18 protein-coding genes are annotated in these 19,698 nt (G+C 43.9%); all 18 read left to right on the top strand.

Annotated elements, in window-relative coordinates; genetic code table 11:
- Nucleotides 1–2 precede the first annotated feature (2 nt).
- The 18 genes from ICN14_RS09850 to ICN14_RS09935 all read left to right on the top strand — a co-directional run bounded on the left by ICN14_RS09850 (nt 3) and on the right by ICN14_RS09935 (nt 19,606).
- Nucleotides 3–2,246, top strand: a complete 2,244-nt coding sequence (locus tag ICN14_RS09850; protein WP_216226303.1) for a hypothetical protein — start codon at nt 3–5, stop codon at nt 2,244–2,246.
- A gap of 10 nt (nt 2,247–2,256) precedes the next feature.
- Nucleotides 2,257–7,092, top strand: a complete 4,836-nt coding sequence (locus tag ICN14_RS09855) for a hypothetical protein (RefSeq protein WP_216226304.1) — start codon at nt 2,257–2,259, stop codon at nt 7,090–7,092.
- A 76-nt stretch (nt 7,093–7,168) separates the two neighbouring features.
- Nucleotides 7,169–9,694: a phage tail fiber protein gene (locus ICN14_RS09860; protein ID WP_216226305.1), complete on the top strand. Its 2,526-nt coding sequence runs from the start codon at nt 7,169–7,171 to the stop codon at nt 9,692–9,694.
- A gap of 2 nt (nt 9,695–9,696) precedes the next feature.
- Nucleotides 9,697–9,867: a hypothetical protein gene (locus ICN14_RS09865; RefSeq protein ID WP_216226306.1), complete on the top strand. Its 171-nt coding sequence runs from the start codon at nt 9,697–9,699 to the stop codon at nt 9,865–9,867.
- Nucleotides 9,860–10,390: a hypothetical protein gene (locus ICN14_RS09870; RefSeq protein WP_216226307.1), complete on the top strand. Its 531-nt coding sequence runs from the start codon at nt 9,860–9,862 to the stop codon at nt 10,388–10,390. The genes ICN14_RS09865 and ICN14_RS09870 overlap by 8 nt, the downstream gene beginning before the upstream one ends.
- Nucleotides 10,387–10,686 (top strand): hypothetical protein, encoded by a 300-nt coding sequence (locus ICN14_RS09875; protein WP_216226308.1) that lies wholly within the window; start codon nt 10,387–10,389, stop codon nt 10,684–10,686. Before ICN14_RS09870 ends, ICN14_RS09875 begins: the two co-directional genes overlap by 4 nt.
- Nucleotides 10,686–10,907 (top strand): hypothetical protein, encoded by a 222-nt coding sequence (locus ICN14_RS09880; RefSeq protein WP_216226309.1) that lies wholly within the window; start codon nt 10,686–10,688, stop codon nt 10,905–10,907. Before ICN14_RS09875 ends, ICN14_RS09880 begins: the two co-directional genes overlap by 1 nt.
- Before the next feature lie 9 nt (nt 10,908–10,916).
- Nucleotides 10,917–11,315 (top strand): hypothetical protein, encoded by a 399-nt coding sequence (locus ICN14_RS09885; RefSeq protein WP_216226310.1) that lies wholly within the window; start codon nt 10,917–10,919, stop codon nt 11,313–11,315.
- A gap of 202 nt (nt 11,316–11,517) precedes the next feature.
- Entirely contained in the window at nt 11,518–11,979 is a 462-nt protein-coding gene (locus tag ICN14_RS09890) for a lysozyme (protein WP_216226311.1), read from the top strand.
- A gap of 100 nt (nt 11,980–12,079) precedes the next feature.
- A complete protein-coding gene (locus ICN14_RS09895) occupies nt 12,080–12,346 on the top strand; it encodes a hypothetical protein (RefSeq protein WP_216226312.1) in 267 nt (88 codons plus the stop codon).
- Nucleotides 12,346–14,034, top strand: coding sequence for a phage terminase large subunit (gene terL / locus ICN14_RS09900; RefSeq protein WP_216226313.1), 1,689 nt, complete (start codon nt 12,346–12,348; stop codon nt 14,032–14,034). The genes ICN14_RS09895 and terL overlap by 1 nt, the downstream gene beginning before the upstream one ends.
- A 1,285-nt stretch (nt 14,035–15,319) precedes the next feature.
- Entirely contained in the window at nt 15,320–15,631 is a 312-nt protein-coding gene (locus ICN14_RS09905; protein ID WP_216226314.1) for a hypothetical protein, read from the top strand.
- Complete coding sequence (locus ICN14_RS09910; RefSeq protein WP_216226315.1) at nt 15,628–15,765, top strand: hypothetical protein; 138 nt, start codon at nt 15,628–15,630, stop codon at nt 15,763–15,765. Before ICN14_RS09905 ends, ICN14_RS09910 begins: the two co-directional genes overlap by 4 nt.
- Nucleotides 15,766–15,880: 115 nt before the next feature.
- Nucleotides 15,881–16,681: a hypothetical protein gene (locus ICN14_RS09915; RefSeq protein ID WP_216226316.1), complete on the top strand. Its 801-nt coding sequence runs from the start codon at nt 15,881–15,883 to the stop codon at nt 16,679–16,681.
- Nucleotides 16,681–16,842, top strand: a complete 162-nt coding sequence (locus tag ICN14_RS09920) for a hypothetical protein (RefSeq protein ID WP_216226317.1) — start codon at nt 16,681–16,683, stop codon at nt 16,840–16,842. The genes ICN14_RS09915 and ICN14_RS09920 overlap by 1 nt, the downstream gene beginning before the upstream one ends.
- On the top strand, nt 16,839–17,087 hold the full coding sequence (locus ICN14_RS09925) for a hypothetical protein (protein ID WP_216226318.1): 249 nt from the start codon (nt 16,839–16,841) through the stop codon (nt 17,085–17,087). The genes ICN14_RS09920 and ICN14_RS09925 overlap by 4 nt, the downstream gene beginning before the upstream one ends.
- A 1,165-nt stretch (nt 17,088–18,252) precedes the next feature.
- On the top strand, nt 18,253–18,600 hold the full coding sequence (locus tag ICN14_RS09930; protein WP_216226319.1) for a MarR family winged helix-turn-helix transcriptional regulator: 348 nt from the start codon (nt 18,253–18,255) through the stop codon (nt 18,598–18,600).
- Nucleotide 18,601: 1 nt separating this feature from the next.
- On the top strand, nt 18,602–19,606 hold the full coding sequence (locus tag ICN14_RS09935; protein WP_216226320.1) for a site-specific integrase: 1,005 nt from the start codon (nt 18,602–18,604) through the stop codon (nt 19,604–19,606).
- Nucleotides 19,607–19,698 lie beyond the last annotated feature (92 nt).

Below are 19,698 nucleotides of genomic sequence, written 5' to 3' on the forward strand. Positions count from 1 at the left end.
ATATGGCAATCGATAGAGCAAATGTTGGGTATAACCCAGCAGCCGAGCTAGTTCGTGTTACTGCCAGTCCTAACTTGCAAGACACTATTGTTCGCAATGACGTAAACGATTCAAAATCCTACCAGTTGGCAAAACAGCTTGGTGCAAACTTTGATGGTTTTAATAACCTCAATAGAATGGCTAAGGCTAACGTAGTAGAGGATGCTCAGAATACAGCTAACTCTATGACTACAGATGAGCTGGCTGCCAAGATTAAATCTGGTGAGCTTCACTCAACCATCTCCCCTGTATACAACGCAGTCTTAAAGAATACTCACTACGCTAATATTGCTTCTAATCTTCAACGTGAGACGATCATGAAGATTACTACTGGTGAGCTCAACTTCAATGATGATGCAGACACCGCTAAGATAGATCCAGCTACTGGGCAACCTAACTTACAGTGGAAGTCCGGCAATCAGAAGCTTGAGGATTATCTCTTAGAGCAACGTAAGAATGCCTTAGGGGATGCAGATGCATATGGTATTGCTGGATTTGATACTCATTGGAATAGATTTAAGAAACACGCAATTGATAAGAACTTTGAGACCTTAGCTAACAAGCAGGTCGAGTTTGGTATCTCTACAGCTTCTGAAGCAATCCGCATCGCTATTGCCGGAGAGCAATCTCCAGAGCAACTTAGCAATAACTTCTTGGCTGCCTATAAGAAAGCAACACTACCAAGCGGAGCTCTTCTAAATGAAGAAGCCCGTAAGAAAGTATTGCAGGGCGCAGCCTATGAGATTGCTAAATCAGGAAACGTAACAAACCTCAACGCTTTATTTAACACCAAGCTAGATAACGGGCTTACAGTTCGTATGGCTTTAAGTGGTAAAGACGGTGGCAAAGAGGTTGCTGGTATGGAGTACACCGCTAACTCGATTGGTGCTACGAATGCTAATCGTGCTCAGGTTCAGTACTTTAAAGATATGTCTGAGCAGTCAGTCATGGCTAACAACAAGAAGATTGCTGATCTTGTATCTCAGAATAGGGCTTTTGAAGTACCTGAGAATATGGACAAGATTAATCCAGATGGTACTCAGGGACTACAACCAACTACTAACGCTGTCTACAGTGCTATTTCAGAGAAGACTAAAGGTATGTCCTTAGCTGGTCGTATCGAGACTTTCAATCTGAACGGTGTTGAGGATAAGGAAACCAAGAACGTAATTCAGGCAGGTCTAAACAACCTCAATTCGATTACTTATAACGAGCCGGGTAAACCTGCTGGTGAACTTAACGCTAACTTCCAAAAGTCTTTCGATGCCTATTTAGTAGCCAAGGCGGTTGATCCTGCCTATGCAACTAAGCTTGCTGGATCAGAGGGAGCTAAGACTTTAGAGGATATTGAACTGCTAAAGCAGACTATGGGATTAGATCTTAATGGTGCAGCTTTAACAGTAGCACAAGCCAGAAACAATCCTACTTATATTAATGGCAACGATAAGATCACTAAGGCGGTTGATAAGGTTGTCTCTGATTTAAACCCTAGCTGGTTTGGAAGACTGTTTGGTGCTGATGAAATTACAGGCAACATTAGTAATATCCGTGCTGATGTTAAGAGGTCTGCGGAAGTGATGATTGCTGCGGGTGCTAGTGACAAAACCACTTTGGATTCACTTGGTGAGTATGTTCAGAAGAATATAGTCAACGTGAATGGATCTCTGGTATATCTGCGCTCAGTTCCTACAACAAAAGATACCCCCCAAGTCATAGGTGGTTCTGTAACTCAGATTAAACGCCTGATCTCAGAAGTTGGGACAGAGGTTGCTGTGGCTCAGAAATTCTCCCCCGATGAAGTACAGATGTCTGTAAGTAAAGATGGCAACAACTTTACCTTCATGGCTAAGAACCAACTCATCACAAAACCTAATGGCATGCCCCTCATCCTTACAAAGGATCAGGTTACAGACTGGATGAATCGTGACTTTGAGAACTATAAGTTTGATAAGACTCTCGAGCCAAAACGTAAAGAGCTTGATATGGCTCTGAACGACACCTACATGGGTGGTCGTGCATTAAAGCTAACCCCAGTAGACCAGTACCTTGCATCTCCTTCAGGTTATCGCAAGCTGTACCAAGCAGGTCTTGAGACTAAGCCTATTAACGAACTTCGTGCGTGGGCTAAAGAGCAGATCAAACAAGGCTCATCTTGGGCAACACCCGCAACTCCTTTAAAAGACTATTCGACTAAAGGAGCTAATTAAAGGATAAATAATGGCAATATCAGATGCAGAAATTGGTAACCCCAATGTACGCAAGTTTCTAGATTTCATTAGTAAGGCAGAAGGCACTGATAAGTACGGTTACCACACACAGGTTGGTAACACACAGATTGCTCAATTAGATCAACACCCAAAACAATCTACAGTGACAACTGCGGATGGTTCTAGCAACGCTGCTGGTCGTTACCAGTTCATTGGCAGTACTTGGGATGAGCAATCTAGAAAGCATGGTCTTACAGACTTCGGTGCTGTTAACCAAGATAGGGCAGCAGTAGGTCTTATCAAAGACAACGGTGCATATGAAGATGTCGCTAAAGGAGATTTTGGTGTTGCCATTAATAAGCTTGGTGGGGTATGGGCATCCTTCCCATCAAGCAAATATAAACAACCTAAGAAATCATGGGAGTGGGCAAGTGCTCAGTTAGGTATTAATGGTGCTCCTCCTGTAGAGCCGGGTCGTGACTATAACGACTCTGGATTCCAGAAGGGTGGCGCAACGCCATCTGAGCGTGTTCGCACTGAGCTTCAGAAGGACATGCTTCCTCCTACTCCGTTAACGGACTTTGGCACTGGTTTGATGACCAGCCTGAAGAACGACAACACTGCTACTAACTGGTACGCAGCACAGGTGGGTGACTTCATTGAACGCCCAGACTTTAGATGGACACCTGAGTTATCTAAAAAATACACTGAGGGTCTGAACGAGAAGAACTGGGCATTTGTGGTGGATAACGCCACCTCAGAGTTTCATGCTGAGAAGCTTCGCCAACGTGCTTTAGAGTTCCAACAAACAGAAGCTAAGTATGAAGAGGCTGGTATTGGTGCTGGAGCTGGTCGTCTTGTTGGGGGTCTTCTAGATCCAACAAACCTTGGACTTATTGCCCTGACTGCCTATGCTCCCACGCTAGGTGTCCCTGTGGCTGCATCTCGGGCAGCTCGTATTTCCTATGGTGTTGCTGAGGGTGCAGTGACCAATGCTGCTGTAGAAGCACTGACATATAAGAATAGACCGGGTGGTGATTTAACTGATGTTGCTTTTGCTGGATTAATGGGCGTAGCTCTTGGTGGTGTTGGTGGCGAAATAGGTCACCGTGTAGCCACAGGAATAGCCCGTAGAGAAGCCGGAACAATCTTTGATAATGACCTTCGCAATATCCAAGCATGGAGCCTAGAGAGGCTGCACGACACCTCTGCTGAGGACTATGCCAAGATGCGGATGTTCGCTGAGACAGACCAGCTTAAGGGATATACACCAGAGCAGTTGAAATACCGTGAGGCAGAACTCACCCATGAGTACACAATGCTCGTGGAAGAGCGTAAGCGTAATGAGATCTTTGGTACTGGGGACTTTATTCCTCCAAAGACCAATGAACCCCCTAAGGTAAACGAGCCACCAAAAGCTGGTGATGCTCCGCCACCACCTAAAGAAACAAAGCAGACATGGACTGATGAGTGGAACACCCCATCGATCCATAAGGACTCAAATGGTTCTGATGTATTGCAGTTACCCCCTAAGCAATCTCTAGAAGCCCTTATCGCCTACACGCAGAAATTCAGCCCCAATAAGGCTATGGTTGCGTGGATGGATAAGATGCTAGAAGGCATCGATCTATCAAAGGTTAAGTTCTTTGAGATTGGTTCTGGCAAGAGACCTCAGTGGTATGTGAACGGCTCTAAGCTTGGCTCAAGCCACGCAGCCCACATCGTTACCCCTTGGAACTCTTTAGGAACACTTGGTGGTGACAATGCGTACTTTGTATCTCGTGGTCAGTACCGTGGTGTTGATCCTAAGACAGGCAAGCGTGTCAACGTAACGCCAACTCCGGGTGACCGTAGAGCATTACAAACAGGCTTAACCGATAACACATTTATTCACGAGCTCTCTCACGTTGCAGCCGTATATAAGCAACGCCTGTTCCACAGAAATAAAGATGGCAGTATCTCTCAAGCTTCACGCAACATTGTTGGTGATGAGAAGACCTATCAAGCCGTTAAAGGTATTGATGACTTGTACAAGTATGTCCAAAAGATTACTGGTAAGCAAACAAGCAAGCAACACTATGGCATGACCAATGCCTATGAGTTCTTAGCTGAAGGTCTATCCAATCCATCATTTCAAAAATTCTTAAAAGATATTGAATTGCCTGACAGCATCAAACGTACCAACATCTTGTCTGACTTTTTAGATAAGGTAATGGATTTACTCGGTATTGATAAGAAGGGTCAAACTGCATTCCATAAGTTCTTAGAACTTGCAGATGACTTAACTGATCCGGGTGGTATTACCCGTAAGACGGATGTATCTGGTGCTCCTAAAGAGGGGTATCGAATTGCCCCTGACGGGAAAGCTACTGATGACACTGTTCTTGCTGCACAGACTGCTGATATTCCTGAGACCTTCGCTGTTGGCTTAGGGCTTGAGAACCGCCTAGGTAGAAATCGTTTACCTGCTGCGGTACGTTCATTAGCTCAAAGACTCTTTGGCTCAACTACAGGTTATAAAGACAACTCCGTAGTGAAGTCCAATGCGTGGGACGACAAAACCTTATTTGCTGGTGGTTGGAATACAACCCTGCGTAAGGGAACCATGATTCCATTTATGGATTGGTTCAAGGAATCTGGCTATAAGTTTCATCAACGTGGTGAGGCTTTTGAAAAGTTTGGTACTGAGGTCTGGGAATATGTACATGGCTGGGAACGTGACTACGATCCTCGTGTAATTAAAGCTGGTGAGGCTGTTCGTAAGAACATGTCTGAGCGAGTTAAAGACATTAATAACCCAGAGCGTTCTGTAGGTGGATCTAAGTTAGGCTTAACTGAAACTGAAGTTACCTTGCTAGACGGCACAACAACGAAGACAGGAACTCTTGAAGAGAATCCGTACTACTTACCTCGTATCCATGATGCGAATAAGTGGGATGCAATGGTATCTCAACACGGTCTTGAAAAAGTAGAGTCCTTCTGGGCTTCTGCTTATAAGTCTGGTCGTGATGCACTTGAGGTGTCTGATGAGGATGCTAAAAGATTTGCTAAGTGGTATCGCAAGACAGTTGAGCAATCAAAGAATCAAGCATCAAGTCAACACCTAACAGATATGTTGCGTGGACAAGATCGTCCTGCGTTAGTTGAATCTTTAAAAGATAGCCTAGCACTTTCCGATGATGATGCTGCACGATTGGCTGATCAGGTACTAGGACAACGCAGAGGTGAGAACGGTCAGATCGTAGCTAACTTGAAGCACCGTAACACTATTGATGAGCGTTATGTCGGAGCTGTTGGTTCTGATATTGAGGGAATGAGTCTTAAGGACTTTGTTAAAACAAACGCCTTAGAGATTACTGAAAGCTATAACAACCGTATAGCTGGAACTGTATCGTTGGCTAAGAACCTTGATGTCTATACAGCACAAGATATTAACAAGCTGATTGGTGACTCAGTTAAGCGTGAGTTTGGTGACGGCTTTAAAGAGACTGACCTAGCCAATGCTGCTAAGGATCTTCAGTTTGCCTTTGATCGCATCTTAAGTATTCCCCAAGAGGAAGGCTTTAGTCCTGTGCGTAAGGGATTAGAAATGCTCCGTAACTTTAACGTGATCCGTTTAATGAGTGGAGCTGTCTATAACCAGATGGCAGAGACTGCACAGTTGACTGGAACAGTTGGCTACAAAGCTTTACTAAAAGCAATCCCAGAACTGGATTCCATGATGCGTGATATGAAATCAGGTAAAGCTCCGAGTGACCTTCTGGATCACTTAGAGAATTACTTTGGTGGTGCGGGTGGTGAGTACATTAACCGTATGGACTTTAGTGAACGTACAGGTTGGACTGATCATTACGGCAAAGGTTCTTGGCAAGGAAAGCTAGATAAGCTAGACGAAGGTATTTCACGATTTGCTGGTGGCGTTCTTGACTACACAGGCATGACACCGTGGATGGTTCAACAGAAGCGACTACATGCAACAGCATTAGTTAATGGCTTTGTCGATTTAGCTAATGGCATAGATCGTGGTGGTGCTGCCTACCTCACAAAGGAACGGTTAGCATTCTTAGGTCTATCAGAAGATGACTTTAGCAAGCTTAAAGGTGTCCTTAAATCTCTTACCTCAGAAGGTGAGGGCTCTATTAAGGCTACAGCAAATAAAATTGATTGGGATCGCTTTGTTGCTGAAGAACCAGAGATGCACCATAAGTTCATGATTGCCATCATGCGTGAAAGCCGTAAGGCAATTCAAGAGAACGACCTTGCTTCAATGATTCCTATCATGGGATCTACACTGGGCAAGACTGTATTTCAGTTTATGAACTTCCCCATGCAGGCTTGGAATAAGCAACTGATGTTCTCTCTAAATCATGCCGACATTGCTACAGCTAACACAATGATGCAAGGTCTCATGTTTGGTTCTATTGTTTATTCCGCAAGACAGTATCAGCAATCTATAGGACTTAATGAAGAAGACCGAGCAAAGTTCATTGAGGATCGCCTAGATCCTGTGAAGATTGTTGCCAATGGTTTCTCTCGTATGGGTGCAGCCTCAATGCTTCCTAACCTTGCTAGTACATTCATCCCCGGTGCATCAACATTATTTGCTGGTGGTCGTACTACTAGTGACTTATCTGGTTTGATGTCTAACCCAACGCTTGGTCTTGTTAATAGCGTGGTGACACTGGGTAAGAAAGCTGTCACTAATCCTCTTGATGACACGAAGCAATTTACTAAGTCAGATATGAATGCGTTCTTCAAAATAATGCCACTCAATAATCTGATGGGAGTTAATACGCTCCTCAATCATATCTCTTCAGACTTACCAGTTTCTTCCAAAGAAGAATAAAACAAACATATCCCCCACGCCTCTACATGTAAGCGCACTTTGGGGGATCTTTTTACCTAACTAAAGGAGTCCCTCTGTGGCTTATAGTTATATTCGATATACCGGTAATGGAACACAGACAGACTTTACGTTTGCCTTCCCATATTTCAGCACCGCTAATATTTCCGTAACCGTTAACGGTGTTGCTGCTCCCTTTACTTGGGTGAACTCCAGCACAGTTAAGATTACTACTGCTCCAGCCCTTGGTGCAGTGATCTTTATTCAAAGAACAACTCCTAAAGACATCACTCCGGTGAACTTTGTGGATGGTTCAGTGTTACTTGAGGCAGACCTAGATACTCTAGCGTTGTTCTCCTTGTATGCTGCCCAAGAGTCTATTGATGAAGCTAACAAAGCCATTAAGTTGAACTCAAGTGGTAACTGGGAAGCTCAAGGTAACCGCATTAATAACGTAGCAGACCCTGTAAGTGACCAAGACGTTGCTACTAAGAAGTGGTCTGAGACTGGCATGACTGCTCAGTTGTCTATTGCGACTAACCAAGCTACTGCTGCTGGTGCTTCAGCGACTGCTGCTGCTGGAAGTGCTGCTGCTTCGTCTGCAAGTGCTACTAGCTCTGCTGCATCTGCAAGCACAGCGACTACTAAAGCTGCTGAAGCTTCTAGTTCTGCTGGTGCTGCTGCTACTTCGGCAACGAATGCTGCCGGAAGTGCAACAACTGCAACTAACAAAGCTGCTGAAGCTGCCACATCGGCAACTACTGCGACCACTAAGGCAAGTGAAGCTGCAAGTTCAGCTACTACAGCGAGTACTGCTGCTGGTTCTGCCAATACTTCAGCTACGGCTGCTGCTGGTAGTGCCACTGCTGCTGCAAACTCAGCCTCTGGAGCTGCTGCAAGTGCAACTACTGCGACTACTAAGGCTTCTGAAGCTTCTAGTTCAGCAACAAGTGCTGCTAGTTCAGCTTCGACAGCCACTGGTGCTGCATCAACAGCCACAACTAAGGCTAGTGAAGCTTCTAGTTCAGCTACTGCTGCTGCTGGTAGTGCTACATCTGCCTCAACATCGGCAGGTACAGCTACTGCTCAAGCAACTACAGCTACAACTAAAGCATCTGAAGCTGCTACAAGCGCAACTAACTCTGCTGCCTCTGCAGTATCTGCAGCCTCAAGTGCTGCCTCTGCTGCTGCTTTGTTGGATAACTTTGATGATCGTTACCTTGGTCCGAAAGCTTCTGCTCCAACCCTAGATAACGATGGTAATTCTCTATTAGTCGGTGCTTTGTACTTTGATACAACCACAGGCAAGATGCGTGTTTACACAGCTTCTGGTTGGCTTGATGCTTCTTCAGCCTCTGTAGCAACACTCGCAGTATTCAACTACACAGCTACTGCTGGTCAGACTTCATTCTCTGGAGTTGATATTGCTAGTCAGACATTGACTTACACAGTAGGTTCACTCTTCGTTACCTTAAATGGTATTGATCTGAAGCAAGGTGCTGATTACACAGCGACTACTGGTTCTAGCATTGTGCTTGCTTCTGGTGCTGTTGCTGGGGATGAACTAAGGGTGTATGCCTTTGGTAGTTTCTTGGTGTCTGATACTTATACGAGAGCACAGGCTGATGCTGCATTCCAACCAGTTAATAGTAATTTAACTGCGTATGGTGCTACTGGTGTTGGTATGCGTAATCGTATTATCAATGGCTGCATGAGGGTATGGCAACGATCAACCTCAACAACTTCCTTTGGGTACTCTTGCGTAGATAGATTTAATCTCTCAGGTGCTGGCACTATGACAGCTTCAAAATCATCTGCTCCTGATAGCCCATCTGGAAACTATAGCCTTGTGACTACATTTGGTGCTTCTGGTACTTATGTCAATATCTTACAAGCCATTGAAAATCAAAATGTGTATAGCCTTAGAGGTAAAACAATTTGTGTTAGCTACTATGTAAAGGTTAATAGTGGAAGCTATGCAGGTACTCAGTCAGTAACACTACTGTATTCCAATAGTTCAGATTCACTTAATACATCTACAGGTGTTCAAACACCCGTTACATACAACACAGTTACCCCTAACACTTCTTGGCAAAAAGTATATGCAACATATTTAGTTCCGTCAGATGCAGTAGGTTTGACAATTCAATTAAGTATGAGTGCCACACAAGGTAGTGGTGTTGCTCTTGCGTATAGCGATGTTCAGCTTGAACTTGGTTCAGTAGCTACACCTTTTGAATATCGTCCGTATGGTACTGAGTTGGTATTGTGTCAGCGTTACTACCAAAAGTCATTCCCAATAGCTACAGCCCCTGTTCAAAATAGTGGTATGTATACACTTAAATGGACGCAGGTAACTAGCGGTTATGGAACTCGTATATTTATTCCATTTATTGTTTCGATGAGAGCCGCCCCAACTATTACTGGGTTTAATGGTGGTAACACCAATAACCTTGTCAGAAATATTCCTGCTGCAACAGACATCACAAATATTGGGTTTGAAGAAGTATCTTCAGCTAGTTTTTGTGTAATTGAATATGGCGGATCAGGAGATGGCGGAGGTGAGCCTGTAGGTTGGAACTGGACTGCAACAGCGGAGCTATGATTATGTATAAAAAACAACAAGACCCACAGGGCAACCCTTTAAACAATGTGGTTCGTTTATCGGATGGTGCTTGCATCCCTTTCGATGAAGCAAACACCGACTACCAATCCTACCTTCAATGGCTTTCAGAAGGCAATCAACCACTCCCAGTAGAAGAGGTGAACAATGAGTAACGCTCGTAATCTAGCGAGGCTTCTGCCAGACTCTAGTGGGAAGATTTCACTTCCTTCTCAGGTGTCTGGTGTGTTGCCTGATGCTAATGCTCCTAGTGGGAGTGTGATTCAAGTAGTTAACTCTACATCTACAAGCGAAGTATGGACATCATCTAGCTCTTTTGTCGACACAGGACTCTCTGCATCTATTACACCAACAAATACGGCTAACAAGATTCTGGTAATTGTCTCTCAAGCACTCTTTCCACAGTCTAATGTCGGTGGTAGAGATGAGGCTGAGTGTAGGATTGCACTTTTGCGGGGTGCTACTAATATTTCAGAGCAAGGTTGTCAAATAGGAATTATCGGTTTTGGTAATCAAAAAAGGGCTGACACATCCCAAAGCATTACATTGCTGGATTCACCCAATACAACTTCACCCGTAACCTACAAAACCCAAATGCGAGGTACGGGATACGAGAATGTTTATGCACAAAGATCTAGCTTTAGAAGCTCGATTACATTGATTGAGGTAACACCATGATTACAAAACTTGACGCAATTCTTTCACTTGTAAAAAATGCACAAGTAACAATTCGTGGCTCAGATATTGAGTGGCATAACCCCTCAGTAGCCCCAGTAAGCGAAGAGCAAATTCAAGCTGAACTAGTGCGACTTCAAGCTGCCTATGATGCTGCCGAATACCAACGCTCACGCTCTGCTGAATATCCCCCAATCACCGACTATCTAGACGGAGTAGTAAAGGGAGATCAAGCTCAAATCGATAAGTACATTGCAGATTGTCAAGCAGTCAAAGCAAAGTATCCGAAGGGTAGTTAATGATGGAACAACTAGAACATCGAGTCATTAAGCTCGAACTTCGAGTTGAAGATCATGCAGATGACTTAAAGCGACTGCAAGACATCTCCGACTCACTAAAGAAATCCCTACAGGGTATTGAGAAGACTTTGGCTCAGATCAAGTGGATTGCTATTGGCATCATCGTGGCATACGCTTGGCAGACTTTAGGGTTTGAAAAGATCGTTAAGGTATTTTTATAAAGTAAACCTATGAACACCATCGCTCTGTATGCGGTGGTTGTTCTCACACTCTTCATGAGTGGCTTTGGGTTCGATAGATATTTCTTCTACGCACCCTATAAAGCTGAAGTGAAAGCTCAGTCTATTGCTCAACTGAAGATCAATGAGGCAACCATCACTCAATTAAAACAAGCAACACAAAAGGCACAAGATGACAACACTAAGAGGACTGCTGCTGTCCGTAGTTTTTATCAGCGGTTGTACCCAGATGCCAGTAGCACAGGAATGTCCAAAGCCTCAAGCTCCCAAGGAGCTGCTGAGTACTCCCCCAACAATCTACCTCCTACCAGCAAGCTCGCTGAGGACTGTGCAGTAACGACAGTCAATCTAATCACTCTCCAAGAGTGGGCAGAGAAGGTTAGTCAATGAAACTACATGACAACTGGAGGCAATTACTTAGGAATGCATGGTCAATCAGATTCATGGCTTTAGCTGGACTCTTCAGTTTTCTAGGAGACACAGTGTTACCCAGCTATGCCGACTTATTACCAAGAAATACATTCACTTTACTAAGCGGTCTTTGCTTGCTATTGGGATCATTCTCTCGCTTAGTGCAGCAGAAGGATACTTAATGGCACAGAAGAATCGTCAAGCTATCGCAGCGATGGCAATTAGTGCTGCTGCGTTAGTCGGAATAGCTTCACACGAAGCATTTCGTAGTACCACCTACAAGGACTCAGGAGGTATCCCCACGCTTGGCTACGGGGAAACTAAGGGGGTAGTGGCAGGACAAACCACGACACCCGAGAGAGCCCTTAAAAAGCTCCTAGAGAGTGCTGATGAACACGCCCAAGGAATGAATTCTTGTGTCACTGTTCCATTACACCAATATGAATTTGATGCATACCTATCGTTCACCTATAACGTGGGCGTAGGGGCATTCTGCCGATCAACATTAGTCAAGAAGTTAAACGCTCAGGACTACGCAGGAGCCTGTAAAGAACTCCTGAAGTGGGACAAGGTTGGCAATAAGCAACTGATTGGTTTAACCAGACGTAGACAGGCTGAATACTTCACCTGCATTGGTCAGTAATTAATTTCCCTATCGGGAATATTTTGCTCATTTGGGCAATATTTCGACCATTTATTCCCGTTCGGGAAATTAACACACTGTATGTTAAAGAGAAAAAACTATGTTAAATAAAGCTGATGAACAAGCAATGGATTCCCTACACGGGCAACTTGCTAAGGTTCTCACAGAGCACTTACAGGGAACTATCGATCCCGAGACTGGAGCTAAGGTTCCAGCACCAGCAGCAATCCTTTCAGTCGCTAGACAGTTTTTGAAAGATAACGGTATTGATGCTGTGGCAAAGCGGGGTTCGCCACTGGCTGACCTTGCTGGGCTACCTGAATTTGAGGATGAGAACGTCATTCCCCTCTATGGTGCTCAACGCTAATGGCAGAAAAAGATCTACACCCAGTACTGCAAGACTTTCGCAAGTTTATGTACCTTGTGTGGAAGTTCTTAAATCTTCCAGACCCTACACCCCTGCAATATGACATGGCGTATGAACTCCAGCATGGAGATAAGCGTGGAATATATGAAGCTTTCCGAGGTGTGGGTAAAAGCTGGATCACCTCCGCTTTTGTTTGCTGGCATTTATTGCGAAACGCTCAACTAAAAATATTAGTTGTATCTGCCAGTAAGGAACGAGCTGATGCCTTTTCGTCCTTTGTAAAGAAGCTGATTAACGAGATGCCAATCTTGAATCACCTAAAGGCTACTGAAGGTCAACGAGATTCTATGCTGGCATTTGATGTAGGAGGTGCTCTGCCTGACCACAGCCCCTCAGTGAAGTCAGTCGGCATCACTGGACAGCTTACAGGTTCCCGTGCAGACATCATCGTGGCAGACGATATTGAGGTTTTAAATAACTCTAGCACTCAGGTTGCTCGAGATAAGCTATCTGAATTGGTCAAAGAATTTGATTCGATCATCAAGCCACTAGACAGTGCAAGGATCATCTATCTGGGAACTCCTCAGTGCGAGATGTCTTTATACAATCAGCTCCCTGAGAGGGGCTATACGATGCGTGTATGGCCTGCTGAGTACCCAGCCCTAGATAAGGTTTCCTCTTACAGGGGCGCATTAGCTCCGTACATCGTTAAGAAGCTTTCAGCCGACCCAACACTGGTGGGTAGACCTACAGACCCAATGCGATTTGGTGAGGAAGACTTACTGGAACGTAAGATGTCCTACGGCAAGGCTGGTTATGCCATGCAGTTCATGCTCGATACAACCTTAAGTGACTCTAATAAGTACCCACTCAAGATTGCTGATCTGATTATTCAGAACCTCAACCCCACAATGGCACACATGAAGGTGGCTTGGGCTACTAGTCCAGAACTATGTATCTCAGATGTCCCTACAGTTGCCCTTACAGGTGATCGTTACTACAGACCAATGTGGCACTCAGATGAAATGCATGAGTACACCGGAGCTGTGATGTCAATCGACCCTAGTGGACGAGGTAAGGACGAGACAGGTTACTCCGTAGTCAAGATGTTGACAGGTAACTTGTATCTCACAGATGCCGGAGGTATCTCAGGGGGTTACTCAGAGGAAACTCTAGAAGCCCTAGCGAATACCGCTAAGAGAAACCAAGTCAAACTGATAGTAGTCGAGAGTAACTTTGGTGATGGCATGTTCAGTCAACTTCTAAAGCCTGTACTGGGACGTATCTATCCCTGCACAGTAGAAGAGGTAAGACACAGCCAACAGAAAGAACTGCGCATCGTAGACACTCTGGAGCCCGTAATGTCCACTCATAGACTCATAGTCGACCAGAAGCTCATACAGAAAGACTTTGATACCGCTAAGGATCCTAAGTACTCTCTGTTCTACCAGATGACTAGGCTCACTAGAGATAGGGGAGCCCTGATCCATGACGATAGATTAGATGCACTAGCAATAGCAGTAGCCTATTGGACTGAAGCAATGGCTAGAGACAATAACAAGGCAGTCACTCAGTTGAAATCAGCAGCACTCGATAAGGAACTCAAGGGATTCTTAAAGAATGCTCTAGGGAAATCAACTGGAAGGAAGGCTACTTGGCACTCTAATTCCTCTGTATTTAACCAATAAAAATAGTCAATGGAATCAAGGAGTTTTAATTACCTACGACTATAGGGGTGAGATATAGGGAGAGATCCCTGAGAGAGTATCTTATAGATATCTTATAGATAACTTAAGTTTAACTATAGGGACTCTTAATGATGCTGATCAATATCCTTAGCGATACCACGACCACCATTACCCCTTAAAGAATTAACAATACATCTCAAGCCTTCTGGCGTATGCAGTTCAACATTGGCTGTCTAGAAGTCCAAGCTCACCCAGAGATGTTTTATACCTATAGGTGATATCTACCTATTCAGAAAGATACCTTTAAGTAGCACCCACTAGTTATGTACGAAAGACCCAGTACTCGCAGACGAAGAGTCTACAGGGATAACTAGTGGTTCCCCTTAGGGGTTTAGAAAAGAATAGGGTGTCGAAGCTCTATACAGTAGATTAAAACTCAACACGCTATTAGTTGTCTTAAGTCAAACTTTACAATCCCTAGCCTGTAACTTGACAATACAGCTTATAGGCTGTTTCTCATTGTTTGCAAAATATTTTGTAGAAAAAATTTGTGTGAAGACTCGACAAATTTAGCTACGAAAAAACCCCCCACGGCCTTCGAAAAAAACTTGAATTTTTGATTTGGTGACAGAATTTCCACAGAAGTTGGGCTAAGTCATTGATTTTATTGACCTAAGCGGGAGATTAAATATCTACCGAGGGAGCTAAACCCAGCATTTATATGGGTTGCAGGGCGATTTACTACTGATAATTTTATGGGCGTTAAAGCCTCATATGGTGATCAGTTGCTTTTTTTACAGAGTGCAGAAGCGGAAGCCGTTCAGGATCCTTCAGGGACACTCTAGAGCCCATTGAGAGCCCCTTAAATCCTCTCAGAATACCTATACAGCCAACACTTAGGGGAGAGCTCCTAGAGCCTCCTATGAGTTACCAATCAGTAACCATTGAGTAATCCTGAAGCCGTCCTAAAGTCACTCTTAAAGCCCTCCTAAAGTTTCCCTAAAGGATCTAGCCTAGATGCCGTATGGCTTAACTCATCACCACCAGGACAACACGCCCATAAAAATATTTTGTGTAAATAGTTTCCAGTCAGTAAGTATTGTGGTATTGTTTCACTTATCCGATCACGTAATGCACCTGATCCCGCTATTTAAAAATTAGATTTGTACACATAAAAGCAGGGCAAAAACCCAATTTTATGTTTTTAGTATTTTCTTCTAGAGCCTTTATTTATAAGGGTTCTAGGGGATCAATACTGATCAATTTAATTTATGGAGATTCCAAAATGAAATCAATACAAGTGCAGGGCGTTGGTATGTCATGGCTTCAAGATTGCATAGAGACGGATTACGAGTCACTAGTGCAAGCCTTTGGGGAGCCTGAGAGCAACGGGGACGGATACAAAGTATCTTGCGAATGGTCGCTAATGTTTGAAGATGGAACATACGCCACTATTTACGACTGGAAGTGCTCTAAAGCTTATTGCGGTGAAGAGCATGGCATAGATGCTAAAGACAATACAGACTGGCACATTGGCGGTACATCAATGCGAGCCGTTGACCTTGTAACCCTTGAATTGTTAGGGGTGACAGCATGAGCATTTACAAGGTAATCGAGATTACACGCCATATAGTTTTATTCACTGGCTCACAAGCAGAGTGCAAAGCCTTTAAACGTAAGCACTTTGACCAAGCCTATACACGCATTATTTTTTCAGGGGATACAGAATGATCACAACAATTATTTTCGGTTTTGTAGTCGCTTCAATTATTGCCTTTTTCGGCTCTGATTTTATTTAAGTAGTTTCCAATTAGTAACCTTTGACAATCACAGAATGGAGTTTTATATGTCACACGACAATAGCCCAGTAGTTAATTTTTATCGTCCTTCTAGCCTTCTATCCGTTGGGGTAGATGCTAAGACAATCAAGGGCGAGAAGTACGGATACCTAACAGGGATCCTCTACCTATCCCCAGCAGATTTAAGCGGGGTTAATTTGTGCTCTATGGCAGAAAAAGCAGGGTGCAAGTTCGGTTGCTTGAACATGGCAGGGAGAGGGCAATTCAATAGTGTGCAGAAAGCAAGACTCAACAAGACTCATTATTACTTGCAGGACAAGCAGTCATTCATGCTTGACTTAGTGCGAGACATTGAGAAGCTAATCCGCAAAGCAGACAAGCTTAATTTGATCCCAGTAGTTCGCCTGAATGGCACAAGTGATATTCGGTGGGAGTGTGAGTCTTTTGAATTTGAATTTATGAACAACAAGAGACGGGTTGTAAATATCTTTGAAATGTTCCCTGAAGTTCAATTCATGGATTACACCAAGATTGCAAATAGAAAAGACATTCCAAGTAACTACGATTTGACTTTTAGTTTTAGCGGTGCGGACACCTTTAAGAAATACAACAGGCAAGCCATTAATTCAGGCAAGCGCATGGCGGTGGTATTCAAAACAGCCGAAGAGATCCCCGAATATTTCGAGGGGATGCAAGTAATTAACGGGGATGAATCAGACCTAAGATTTTTAGATCCGCAGGGGGTTGTTGTTGCCCTGTATGCCAAGGGAAGAGCCCGTAAGGACACTAGCGGTTTTGTTGTAGATGCCTTGAAGTATTCCACTATCAAATTGCAGGAGGTTGCGTAATGTTTATTACCGATACAGAGAAAAAATATTCCTTAAGTGATACAGGTTTGATTGTCTCGGATCTTTTGGATCCTGATGATGTTATTGAAGTGTCTAAAAAAGACTTTTCAGAATTTGAAAATTCAGCCTATAAATTTTTATTAAAAGAGGTAACAGCATGAGCACAATCAGCCATTTAAAAAGAGCGGTAGAAATTCTTAGGTCAAACTTTTGCGATGAGATAGAAGAGGAGCTCACCAGTAATAGTGGGCAGTTCACTTGGAATCTTAAAAACTGGACGATTCAGTTTTATGAAGAGGAATGCCACAAGAGCGTTACAGCTTACAGAGTTGAAAACAATCTCACAAACTGGAGCGATTACATAACGCTGGAAGAATTTAAAAGAGAATGGGAGGCAGTAGCATGAGCACCTTTTACAAACACAATTACAAGGGCAAACGCCCAAGCCAAGCGATAATCCTTAAAAAGGTCAAGGAAGCCATCAAGCAGGGGGCAATTGATATCCACCTTAATTGGGGGGAGAATTGGCTCAGGTTCGAGTTTACTAATGGCTGGAATGGTCGCAGACAATGGCACGGGTATGGTTGGTTTAGATCTGTAGGCGGGGACAATATCGCCAAGCTACTAAACGAGGGGACAGCATGAAGCAAGCCTTTTTAATGTTATTCATGTATTCCTTTTGGTTCTCTGTATTTGGTTGCATAGGGTGGCTTTTCTTTAGCGTTAAGAAGTGGGATAAGCAGCAGCAGAAGCACCAAAGGGACTACCAGCGCAGTAAATAGGGCAATCTCATAGCCTCTTCGTAAGAGGGGGCTAGAGGAATTACCTTAAAACCTTTTAAAGGGGGATTTATGAAGCTTTACGCACTAGCCTTAGGGGTGGCTCTAAGCCTCCCAGCAGTTGCCCAGCAGTCAACGGCAAAGACCTACTATGATGCAAACGGAAGACCTATAGGGAGCTCCACTAATTACGGGTCAGGGACTACTTATTACGATGCCACGGGCAGAGCGGTAGGGAGTTCTAGCAATTATCCAGCCGTGCCTAATGGGGTTCCTCAGGTGGCTCCTCAGGTCGTCCCGTTCTATGAGCTGAACATTAACAAGCCCGAAAACAATCAGCCTTTCAGGCTCCCCAATGCTCCATCATTGTATTGATATAAGCCCTTGATTTTTAAGGGTTTTATCTGCAAAAATGTGACATATTTCGGACAAAAAACCGAAAATTTTTTTTGATTTTTTCCCTATCCCCATAGACGGATAGCTGAACCTGTTTGCCTTAGGGCTAACACCATATTCGTTGTAATAATTTTAAGTTATAGTAGCTGTATATCCATACAGTACTTAGTTACGGATCTAAGAATTCCCACACGGAGAAGATAGTCTTTACTCCGTGATCTATTGTTGTACACTCACGAAAGGTAAGCATGATAAGGATAAATGTCCCATTTTATTTTCAATTCATAGATAGTTTCCAGCTAAAACCCCTGATAGTCAGGGATAGGTTCGGGACAGAGATATGGTTCCTGAATGTCTATTTTGTATGCAATTTAACGAAGCAAGGAGAAGCATCTGATGAATACCATCAGCACCAAAGATCGGGTAAAGATCAATAAAGTTGAAGAGATCGTTCGCAAAATTAGTGAGCTAGATTCTGAAATGCCATTAGGGCAAATCAAATTCTTCCTAGCTGTAGCAAAAAACGAAGGTAGTTCACTCAGAGATATAACAGCCCAATGTGGCTTATTGATGGGTACTGCTTCTCGTTACATGGCGAACCTTATGTTTATCCCTAAGTATCGCCAGAACGCTGGAGTGTCATTGATTCATGCATATGACAACCCAGTAGATCGTAGACAGAAGGTGATCGTCCTCACACCTGCTGGTAAATCTTTAGTTGAGGGCTTAATCGAGGGACTTTGATATGCCAATTAACCTACGAGGTAAGAAGTGGGTCGTGAGTATCGGATCTGGTAAAGATAGGATCCGAGAAAGCTTTAATAGTGAAGCAGAAGCAAAGAAGTTTGAATTAGAAGTTATCGTTAAAAGACTTGGGGCTACCCAGCAGTCCACCAGCAGTACAGGCGAGACCACCCTAAGCCTCCTTAAGATCCTCACTGCGAAAGCCATATGGTCTAACAGTAGATCTGATGAGAAGCTCCAAGCAAATGCTCAGATGTGTATTGATTTCTTAGGTGAAGACTTACCTGTATCTCAGGTGACTTCAGAAAAACTTAGGAACCTCACACAACACTTCATTGATCAAGGCAATTCAGGCGGTACGATTAACCGGAAGATGTCCACTATGTCCGTGATGTTGAAGTATGCGGAAGAGCAGGGTCTGGTTGGTAATACTCCAAGGATTCCTAGACGAAGAGAATCAGAACACCGCATTCGCTTCATGACTCCTGAAGAAGAGCAAAGTGCACTCCAATATTGTGAAGTTCGTGGTCTCGAAAACTTAGCTGATTTGATTCAGGTTGCCATTGATACTGGTTTCCGTAGGAATGAGATCCTAAGCTTGAAGATTGCTGATTGTGAGAGCAGCTATGCAGTACTCCATGCTGGCACTACCAAGTCCGGCAAGGCAAGAAGTGTCCCGTTGACTAGACGTGTTCGAGCCATCCTCGAGAAGCGTAAAGCAAGGGGTAATGTGACCCTGTTTCAGGGCATGTCTGATAACCAACTCCGGAAGCTTTGGGATGGGTTAGAGGATCACATGAATATGAATGATGATGACCAGTTTTGTGTCCATATGCTTCGCCATACATGTGCCAGTAGGTTGGCTCAGGCTGGCAAGAACGCCACATTTATAATGAACTGGATGGGTCATTCAAGCATCATGGTTACCCAGCGTTATATGCATCTAGCACCCCGTGCTTTAGAGGACGGATTAGAGGCATTAGAGGGGTTCCAGAAGGCAGCATAGTTACTGAGTCGTAACTGTCACAGGTATGCTGTTTAGTTGTCACCAAATGACTGTAAGTTATTGATTTTATTGGACTAACGTGAGATTTAAAA

This window comes from Polynucleobacter sp. MG-27-Goln-C1 (genome assembly GCF_018881905.1).
Taxonomy (GTDB): domain Bacteria; phylum Pseudomonadota; class Gammaproteobacteria; order Burkholderiales; family Burkholderiaceae; genus Polynucleobacter.